Origin of the sequence: Arsukibacterium sp., assembly GCF_041616895.1 — a bacterium.
Lineage (GTDB): Bacteria > Pseudomonadota > Gammaproteobacteria > Enterobacterales > Alteromonadaceae > Alishewanella.
In genome coordinates this window covers 1-8,887 of the sequence record NZ_JBFJPY010000119.1, presented here as the reverse complement: position 1 = coordinate 8,887, position 8,887 = coordinate 1, and the positions used below count along the sequence as shown (strand labels likewise).

Below are 8,887 nucleotides of genomic sequence, written 5' to 3'. Positions count from 1 at the left end.
CCAAGTGCGAGCCAGGCAGGCCAGAGGCAGAGCGGGTGAAGGCAAAGTAGCTCCGCCCCACTCTTTACACCTTCCCAATTGGCTTGTCAGTTTTTTTTACACTTTCTTTTTGAGGTGAATTTAAATTATTGAATTTAAACAAAAAATAATATGGCTCGATATTTGCTAGCGGACGTTCGGAATACACACATAAATGGAAATTTTTAAATAAGGTAGTATATGAAGTCTACAATTAAAGCAATTGCTGCAGTAGTTATGTTTTCTAGCTTTAGTGCAAATGCGACGCTAGTAAATTCTGGTTTTGAAGAAGGTAACCTTTCTAGTTGGTCTTTTCTTGGAGAAGCATCTGTTGTACAAACAGACACTCCGTTATATGAGGGGGCGCCTATCGGGACAGTAAACCCTGATAGTGGCAACTGGATGGCTAGATTGTTTTCACAAAGTGTTGCCGCTGAGACTTTGGCTTCAGCCATGGGCATCAGCCTTGCAACTTTGCAAGCATCTAATGATTCCGTCTCTGCCACAGAAGGTTCAATGATATGGCAGTCTACCACAGCCAGCGCTGGTGATAGTTTCACTTTTAATTGGAATTTCGTTGAACAAGATTATTTACCCTTTGATGACTGGGCTTTCTATGGAATTCAGTTAAACGGTGGTGCGACACAGGTATTTAAATTCGCGAGTCTTGGTTCTGTTGGTCCAGAAAGAGACGGTACTATTAATGGATGGGAAGCCTTAACCGTCGATATTACTGAAACTGGCAATTACACTTTCTTTTTTGGAATTGTTAATGCGGTAGATTTCAGCCTTGAATCAACTTTGTTCATTGATGGTATTACCGGTACTGGTAGTTTAATAACTGATACAACTGAAGTTCCAGAACCTACTTCACTCGCTATCCTTGGATTAGGTTTAGCAGGTTTATTAGTTCGCCGTAGAATCAAAAAATAAACTGCGTACTTATCTGGTGCGCATACAATATGCGCACCGATACCTCAATTTCAGGGTCAGATCAAAATTAACCTGAAAGCCTCATCACAGCTTTTAAGTTTTCTTCGGTTAAACAAGTCTAGTTCATTAGTTTGCTAATACCCAATTGACTATTGCAGCCGAAAAGGCAGGATTCATAGGTCATTAGGCTTTAGCTAATTGTTAATTCTATTGCCGCTGTGCGGCGTTGTTACGGTATACTTTCGCCAGCGGCGACCAACCAATAAAACCATAACCTTGGTAACTAAGGGCTTAACCCAATGAGCAAGATTTACGTGTTACATGAAAACAACGACTGGACGGTGCATTTACAAAACAGACTCGATGAATTGAATTACCCTTATGAGTTATGGCATTTAGATGAAGGCTCAATCGATTTATCGGCTGAGCCACCAGAGGGCATTTTTTATAATAGGATGAGTGCATCGTCGCATACCCGGGATCACCGGTTCGCACCGGAACTGGCTGGCGCGGTTATTGGCTGGTTGGAACATCATGGGCGTAAAGTAATAAACGGCAGTCGGGCATTGAGTTTGGAAATAAGCAAAGTACAGCAATACCTAGCCTTAGAAAAAGCAGGCATAGCTACACCAAAAACCATTGCCGCAGTTGGAAAGAAGCACATTGTTGCAGCGGCAAACGCGCTTGGTATGGGCTCATTTATCACTAAGCATAATCGGGCAGGCAAAGGCCAAGGAGTGCAATTATTTCACTCGGTACAGGCACTGCAAGATTATCTCGACGGGCCCCATTTTGATGCGCCGGTGGATGGTATTACCCTGATCCAACAATACATTAAAGCAACCGAGCCTTTTATCATCCGGCACGAGTTTATTGGCGGCAAGTTTTTGTATGGGGTTAAGGTTGATACTTCTGAAGGCTTCGAGCTTTGCCCGGCCGATGCCTGCTCAATAGGTGACATGTTTTGCCCTACTGATGAAACACCCACACAGCCCAAGGCTAAATTTGAAATACTTCAAAATTATCGGCCGGCCTTTATTGAACAGTATGAAATGTTTCTTAAAGCAAATGCCATTGATGTTGCGGGTATCGAGGCCATCCAGGATCCTGATGGCAACAGCTATGCTTATGATGTAAACACCAATACCAATTATAATTCAGACGCTGAGGCAAAGGCGGGGCAATTCGGCATGCTTAAGCTGGCACATTATCTGAAAGCTGAGTTGGATAAATTAGCGACGTAAGTATTCGTTTGTTAGCAACGAGCGGACGTTTTTCTCTGAATAAAGTCGAAAAAGCTAATCTCAACGAGCCTGAGGAGTGTCGATGAGATTAGCCGCCTTACAATTAGCGCTCATTCAGCGTTGCGGTGTGATTAAATACTTCTCGCCTGTCGCTTGTTTAGAGTAAGCCGCTAGCGATTTTAAATGTAATACCTCTGCCAAGGACACTTCATGGGTGTAGTGGCTGGCGAAGGTGGTGGTAATTTCGTCAGCAACGCGTTTACGCATTGCCATGACCGTTTTGGTACCGAGTTTACTCAGGGCATTAAATAATAAGAAACCATTGACCCCCCAGGCAAAGCCGAAGTTACGATGCAGCGTAATAGGGCCACGGTTTAACGCGCCATAAATGTAGACTTGTTTGAAGGTGTCTGAACCATAGACACTATGCTCTTTCATATTGCGGGACGCGGCTGTTTCCATACAGTTAAGAATGTCACTGGTTAGTTGGCCACCACCGATGGGGTCAAACGCAATAGTGGCGCCCGTTTCAATAATTGCCGCCGTTAAGTCAGCAAGAAAACTCTCTTTACTTGAGTTAACCACATATTTTGCGCCCATATCACGCAACAGGGTTTCTTGCTCTGACTTTCGTACAATGTTAATTAAATCGATCCCATCGGCAATACAAATTCGGTTTAACATTTGGCCAAGGTTAGAGGCCGCTGCCGCATGAATAATGGCTTTATGCCCTTCGGCCCGCATGGTTTCCACCATGGCTAATGCGGTAAGGGGGTTAACAAAAGACGATGCGCCCTGTTTAGCTGTAGTGCCGTCTTTTAGTGCTAAGCAGCTTTGCACTTTGGCACAGAGATATTGCCGGTAAGTGCCGCCGCCAATTACTGCAACGGTCTTACCCAGTAATGCTTGTGCGCCAGCAGATGTGCCTGCTGCTATCACGGTTCCGGCACCTTCATTACCTACAGAAACAGCTTTACCCACTCGCGTTTTAACCGCGGACATAGCTTTCGCTGGCACATCAGCCGTGATAACAGGATGTTGCTCAGTACCAGATTGCTTTGCGGTTGTCATATCCGCCGCACTGAACATCACCGCTAAGTCAGAGGGATTTAATGGCGCCGCTTCAATCCGAATAACCACTTCATCGGCACCTGGTTTAGGCATGTCGATGTTTTGCAACGCAATTGTCAGTTTATTATCTTCGCTGATCGTTGAAATAAGCTGGATATTTTTATCAGCCATAGAGTTTGCTCCTGCAAATTATAAAATGTTCTGAGCCGCTTCCGGTTCAATGGCGGTATTCAGGTTTGCTGGTGCAGGCAAAGCTGCAGCCGATAGTATTCAGGTGAGGGTGGCGGTCTGCGCTTTCAATACCTATCGATTGCCGGGCTAGTGTAAATCAGGTTAACATTAATCGAGTGCTACGTGGCCGCCAAGACCTGCTGCGCAATTTAACCAACCCCTAAACCTTACACTATTCAATGTTTCCGGGAAGATTTTGGACATTATTGATAATTTTATTGCGCCGCCCTGCAGCGATGTTGTCCATATTTTATATCAGGATGATGCCATTCTATTGATCAGCAAGCCTGCTGGCCTGCTGAGCTTATCCGGTAAAAACCCGCTTAATGTTGATTCGGTGCACTTTCGTTTAGTGCATGGCCGTTTAGTAAATGGCAGCATAGTGCATGGCCAGTCAGCAGTAAGCCCGGTATTTCCACAGGCTAAATTGCCGCATCGCTTAGATTTTGGCACCTCGGGTATTATGGTGGTGGCGCTTAACCAGGCTGCTGCTGTACATCTTAATAAGCAGTTTCAGGCCGGCACAGTTCAAAAACGCTATACCGCCATGTTGGAAGGTTGGGTAACTGCTGACGAAGGGGTAATAAACGCGCCTATTGCTAAAGATAAAAGCCAGTTTCCTCGGGTAAAAATTTGCGATAGCGGCAAAACCGCCACCAGTCAGTTCAAAGTATCAGCCCGGCTTAACCAGCCAAAGCGCAGCCTGGTGAAATTTACTCCGTTAACTGGCCGTACTCATCAGCTTAGAATTCACAGCCTGAGCATGGGTCACCCAATCCTTGGGTGTGATTTGTACTACAGTGCAACCAGCCAGCAGTTGGCGAAACGGTTATTTCTGCACGCCACTGATATTTATTTTCAGCATCCGCTAACCGGTGAGGCTTGCCATGGGCACAGTGCCAGCCCTTTTAGTCAACAATATTGATTTGCGCTCTGCATGCCGGATACAACACTCTTCCTTACTCGCCGGGGCAACTCGCCCGTTGCCTTGCGGCAGGGGCTCAGACACTCCCCTGCTCCTTCAAAAGAGGTTCTATCCTCTATTGATTTAGCCAATGACAGTGCCTGAAACTGCCACTACAATAACTTGCAATACCTGATACTAACTTGGTAAACCTGAGGAGTTTGATTTGGAACTAGCTATTTATATTGTTGATGCGTTTACCAAACAGCAGTTTAAAGGCAACTCTGCTGCAGTGGTGCCGTTAACGCAGTGGCTGGCGCCGGAAGTGATGCAAAGTATTGCCGCTGAAAATAATCTGTCAGAAACCGCCTTTGTTCGGGCGCTATCCGCCAATCAATATGAAATTCGCTGGTTTTCGCCGCTTACCGAAATCGATTTTTGTGGCCACGCCACGTTGGCGGCATCCTATGTGATATTTAATCATTTGGGCGGTCAGGGTGAAATTGAATTTGTCACCCGGGAAGTGGGATCCTTGTTTGTTAAGCAGCATAGCGACGGCAGAATTGAAATGAGCTTTCCTAACCAATGCCCGGATGTTGTTGAACAGGTACCAGACGCGTTATTAGCAGGTTTATCGGTAAAGCCAATACAGGTATTAAAAAACCGGCAGGCTTATTTTGCGATAATGGCAACAGAACATGATGTGAAAAGCCTGAGCTACGTATCAGAGCAGCTGAAACAATTAGCTCCCTTTGATGTGGTGGTGACTGCAAAGGCCAGTGCCAGCGCCAATGAGTATGACTTTATCTCTCGGTATTTCTGGCCGGCTAACGGTGGCGATGAAGATCCAGTAACCGGATCAATACATGCTGGCCTTGCGCCATACTGGGCAAAACAACTGACAAGAGATGAGCTGGTGGCGTATCAGGCATCCGCGCGCGGTGGCGTATTATATTGCAGCCTTAGGGATGATCGGGTGCTGGTATCAGGTTTTGCGGTGTTGTATTTAAAAGGTACTGCTTACGTTTAGATAGGGATTGGTTAAGCCCGTTACATTAAGAGAACGGCTGGAACCCCGTTTTGGTCGCCACAGAGTGTCTGAGTGAGCGTTAGCGAGGGACAAATACGTCGGGAACGTATTTGAACAGCTTCAGCTGGCTTGCGAAGGACAGGATGTCCGAAGTAATTGCTGTGGCGAGCCAGGGCGGGTGTTGCAGTTGTTCTTTATGCCTCACGGATACAAGGCTCTTGCTTACTCCTCAGCTTGCCAAACCCGCTCGCGTAATAATTCACGATAAGGGCCAAACTCAGGGTCATCATTAAACCACAGCCCCAGAACCTTCAAAAATTGCGGATGCTGGCGAACGAGTGGCAGTACCTGATTTATCTTTGCTATCGCCGCCCGGCCCCAGTCTGAGTTGGTGCAACCGACTGCACCAAGCACATGCTGCCCCTGAGTTTCTGCAATTTGCAAAAATACCAAATCGCCGGGGGGATTCTCAGTATTGTCTAAATTTTGCAGAATTTGATACTCCAGAGTGTAGTCAATGCGGCCCTTTTTAATCATCGCTAAAATAGCGACGGTGGCATTCTCACCGGTGTGAGAAATACGGCTGATATCAGTTTGCAGTGCTTTATCTAAAATATTTTTTACTGCAGGATAGTGCCGGCCATCGGGATAGCCAAAGCGCAAAGTATTATCACTAATTAAACTGGCAAAACTAACCGGGTTGCCATGACGCGCCTGAATTAAACGCGCTTTCTCCGGGGTAGTGATAATTCCGTGGGGGTAATAAAAATGAGTGGGCTCACTTTGAATGGTTTCCCCGGGCGTGGCGCGATAAATCATGCACGGAAAGCATTGGTTTTCTTTGCGTTGAAATTGCTTACGGATGCGGGACTGCGGTAATACAACACGGTTGCTAGCAAGTTCAGGTAAGTGCTGATCGATGACATCGATCAGCACATCACAAATGCCCTGGCCAGCAAAAGGTCCATCTACAATATGGAAGGGGGGCGCGGCGTTAATTGCCCATTCAAGCGAGTTGATCTGAGACTGATTACGTTCTTGCGCTATAGCTGGCATGACTAAGCTCAGTAGTATAACCCAGCCTGGCAATAAACTAGCAAGCAACAACAAAACGCTTTTTTGCGACACTATAGTCTCCTCCAGCTAGGCGATATGAAGATCAATCAGTCGCAATTGTAACGTACTACTCTAAATCGCCGCTGAACCAGACATTTATTGTTGTATTTTTGCAGCCTTAAATGCTTCAGTTCCCCACAACGGCACAGTAGATAAACTGTGTTTAAAGCTGCCCGAGGTTTCTTTGGTGGAGTAGGACAAATACATCAGGGTTTGGTGTTCTGCGTCGAAAATACGACGTATTTTCATGGTTTTAAAGAAAATACTCTTGGATTTAGTGAATAGCACTTCGCCATTTTTGCTTTTGTCTATTTGCGCAATCATTGCTGAGGTAATAGGACCGGTCTGGCGACAGGCGATGGAGCTGTCAGAGGGGTCAGAAAAATCCAGATTAGCTTCAATGCTGGAGACATGGCAGGTAATGCCTGTTATCACCGGGTCATTAAACGCATCCAGCTTGATATCCTTGGTGGTAAAGACACCCAGCGATACGTCGCCTACTTCATTTTTGTCACAGCCGGCAAGTGCCAGCAGCAGGAATACACAGTAAATGGGGCGCATGGCAATATCCTAGAGGTTATCTGTAAGCTGCTAAGCATAACATTGTTGGCGGGATATGTGACTAACACCTGTCGCACGTTTTTATAGTGTTCGCTGGTAAAATGTAGCGCTGGCGTGCTGACGACTCACTTACAATTCTGGTCAAAATTTAGACAGTTCTGCATCGAGGGACTATTGTTAATGGGCTCGCAGTATCGCGGGCAACCATATGGAGATACTAAAATGTTAAAGAACTTACTGATAGGATTGATGTTTTGTTCCTTTACTTTTGTAACCAGTCAAAATGCTTATGCCAATGATCATGAACCCCCTTTTATCGGCGGTAATTATTGGGAAGTCACCGGGATTAAAGTGTCTGATGGTGGCTGGATGAAATACAACAAATGGCTGGCGACTGAATGGAAAAAAAATCTCGATTTTGCTGTCTCTCAAGGGTGGCTGAAAAGCTATCAAGTGCTGAATAATGTCCATCCACGTGCGGATGAGCCGGATATTTACCTTATTCGGGTGTTTGAAAATATGGGCACTGTAGCTGAGAATGAACAGCGCCGGGTGAAATACATGGAGTGGACCAAAAAAAGCATGGAAAAGATGGCAGAAGAGAGTGGTAACCGGGCTGAGTATCGCACCGTTATGAGTACCGCATTAATGCAGGAAATGAAGTTTAGAAAGTAATTTCCCCGACACTTCCCACCACAAACAGGGCAGCATTATCGCCCTGTATTAGCATTGATTAAACTAGAAAACATAAATAAAACCGATACCAACCTCAGCTTCATAATTGCTGCGCCATTGCACTGCGCCTGCAGGCTGGATCTCAACCCCAAACTCATCCGAGCCCTCGTAGGCCGTTTCATATTCAACACCCAGGCCTAAGCCGGCGCCCCAGCCATCCTCACCTCTGGAGAAATCATCAACGGAGGGCAGCGGTACCAAAGCGGTTTTACTGTCTTGCGCAAAAGCGGAAGAGACTAAAAAACCTTTTAAGACAATCATCAACAATAAAGCGGTACACGTTTTCATGTAAAAAACTCCAGACGGGGTTTAAACAAAATGCTATCCCAAAGTATAGAACTTGATTAACCTAAACGCACAGCTATGGTAAACAGATCTTCTATTGGCGCTTTAATTTAAATGTCCGGATATTTATCAAAGATGCAATTAATTAAGTCTGGCAAAAGCCATATCGAAAATTTAATGAAATGGTTTTCTTGTGAACAAGAACTTAGAGATTGGAGTGGCACTAACTTTACGTATCCTTTCGATTCTGATTCGTTTACCGCGGATCTAAATTTGGATTCAGTGAAGGCATTCTCGCTGGTTGATGATAACTCTACTCTGTTGGCATTTGGTCAGTATTATTTACGGTTAAACAGGTGTCATCTGGCGCGACTGGTAGTAAACCCCAGTTTTCGGGGAAAAGGGATCGCCAGTGAATTAATAAGCAGGCTTAGTGAATTAGGTACTGCTGAATTAAAAGTTAATACGTGTTCGCTATTTGTTCTTAAGCACAATCAATTTGCAATCAAAGCTTACGAAAAATTTGGATTTGCACAGTGTACTTATCCCGAAAAGTTACCAATAGATGATTGTATCTATATGATTAAGAATTAAATGTTACAAAAAAACGTCAGCAAAAAAATTTGGCGGTAGTTCATCTTTTTGCGTACATAATGCCAAAGAAATGAATAGCTATCAGCCACCAGAGTGTCTGCTTAAGAAACATATGAATGTCATGAACTTTCGGAAAAACCTGATAAAAAGCGTCTTGGTCTGGTG

At 45.1% G+C, this 8,887-nt stretch carries 10 protein-coding genes; 6 read left to right on the top strand and 4 right to left on the bottom strand.

Annotated features, from left to right (window positions below; genetic code table 11):
• The first annotated feature begins 219 nt into the window (after positions 1 to 219).
• Together ABY802_RS14930 and ABY802_RS14925 are read left to right on the top strand one after the other, a co-directional pair.
• Positions 220 to 951, top strand: coding sequence for a PEP-CTERM sorting domain-containing protein (locus tag ABY802_RS14930; RefSeq protein WP_372627924.1), 732 nt, complete (start codon positions 220 to 222; stop codon positions 949 to 951).
• 299 nt (positions 952 to 1,250) lie between these two features.
• Positions 1,251 to 2,195 carry a RimK family alpha-L-glutamate ligase gene (locus ABY802_RS14925; protein ID WP_372627923.1) on the top strand — a complete coding sequence of 315 codons (945 nt, stop codon included), beginning with the start codon at positions 1,251 to 1,253 and terminating at the stop codon, positions 2,193 to 2,195.
• A 114-nt stretch (positions 2,196 to 2,309) separates the two neighbouring features.
• Here ABY802_RS14925 and ABY802_RS14920 read toward each other — a convergent pair whose 3' ends face one another.
• Positions 2,310 to 3,437 (bottom strand): zinc-binding dehydrogenase, encoded by a 1,128-nt coding sequence (locus tag ABY802_RS14920; RefSeq protein ID WP_372627922.1) that lies wholly within the window; start codon positions 3,435 to 3,437, stop codon positions 2,310 to 2,312.
• A 256-nt stretch (positions 3,438 to 3,693) separates the two neighbouring features.
• Between ABY802_RS14920 and ABY802_RS14915 the strand changes: the two genes are divergently transcribed.
• Both ABY802_RS14915 and ABY802_RS14910 read left to right on the top strand, forming a co-directional pair.
• Complete coding sequence (locus ABY802_RS14915; protein ID WP_372627921.1) at positions 3,694 to 4,422, top strand: RluA family pseudouridine synthase; 729 nt, start codon at positions 3,694 to 3,696, stop codon at positions 4,420 to 4,422.
• A gap of 205 nt (positions 4,423 to 4,627) precedes the next feature.
• Complete coding sequence (locus tag ABY802_RS14910) at positions 4,628 to 5,431, top strand: PhzF family phenazine biosynthesis protein (RefSeq protein WP_372627920.1); 804 nt, start codon at positions 4,628 to 4,630, stop codon at positions 5,429 to 5,431.
• Between the two features lie 222 nt (positions 5,432 to 5,653).
• Here the strand turns inward: ABY802_RS14910 and ABY802_RS14905 are convergent, their stop codons facing one another.
• Together ABY802_RS14905 and ABY802_RS14900 are read right to left on the bottom strand one after the other, a co-directional pair.
• Entirely contained in the window at positions 5,654 to 6,559 is a 906-nt protein-coding gene (locus ABY802_RS14905) for a hypothetical protein (RefSeq protein ID WP_372627919.1), read from the bottom strand.
• A gap of 84 nt (positions 6,560 to 6,643) precedes the next feature.
• A complete protein-coding gene (locus ABY802_RS14900) occupies positions 6,644 to 7,108 on the bottom strand; it encodes a CreA family protein (RefSeq protein WP_372627918.1) in 465 nt (154 codons plus the stop codon).
• 222 nt (positions 7,109 to 7,330) lie between these two features.
• On the opposite strand from ABY802_RS14900, the gene ABY802_RS14895 reads away from it, so the two are divergent.
• Entirely contained in the window at positions 7,331 to 7,783 is a 453-nt protein-coding gene (locus tag ABY802_RS14895) for a hypothetical protein (RefSeq protein ID WP_372627917.1), read from the top strand.
• A gap of 63 nt (positions 7,784 to 7,846) precedes the next feature.
• On the opposite strand, the gene ABY802_RS14890 is transcribed toward ABY802_RS14895, so the two are convergent.
• Positions 7,847 to 8,131 (bottom strand): hypothetical protein, encoded by a 285-nt coding sequence (locus ABY802_RS14890; protein WP_372627916.1) that lies wholly within the window; start codon positions 8,129 to 8,131, stop codon positions 7,847 to 7,849.
• A gap of 132 nt (positions 8,132 to 8,263) precedes the next feature.
• Here ABY802_RS14890 and ABY802_RS14885 point away from each other — a divergent pair, with 132 nt between their 5' ends.
• Positions 8,264 to 8,722, top strand: coding sequence for a GNAT family N-acetyltransferase (locus ABY802_RS14885; protein ID WP_372627915.1), 459 nt, complete (start codon positions 8,264 to 8,266; stop codon positions 8,720 to 8,722).
• The last annotated feature ends 165 nt before the right edge of the window (positions 8,723 to 8,887 follow it).

Excerpts from the sequence above, each read along its gene's own strand:
- ABY802_RS14885 (WP_372627915.1), top strand. The coding sequence starts at position 8,264 with ATGCAATTAATTAAGTCTGGCAAAAGCCATATCGAAAATTTAATGAAA.
- ABY802_RS14900 (WP_372627918.1), bottom strand. The coding sequence starts at position 7,108 with ATGCGCCCCATTTACTGTGTATTCCTGCTGCTGGCACTTGCCGGCTGT.
- ABY802_RS14890 (WP_372627916.1), bottom strand. The coding sequence starts at position 8,131 with ATGAAAACGTGTACCGCTTTATTGTTGATGATTGTCTTAAAAGGTTTT.
- ABY802_RS14895 (WP_372627917.1), top strand. The coding sequence starts at position 7,331 with ATGTTAAAGAACTTACTGATAGGATTGATGTTTTGTTCCTTTACTTTT.
- ABY802_RS14925 (WP_372627923.1), top strand. The coding sequence starts at position 1,251 with ATGAGCAAGATTTACGTGTTACATGAAAACAACGACTGGACGGTGCAT.
- ABY802_RS14920 (WP_372627922.1), bottom strand. The coding sequence starts at position 3,437 with ATGGCTGATAAAAATATCCAGCTTATTTCAACGATCAGCGAAGATAAT.
- ABY802_RS14930 (WP_372627924.1), top strand. The coding sequence starts at position 220 with ATGAAGTCTACAATTAAAGCAATTGCTGCAGTAGTTATGTTTTCTAGC.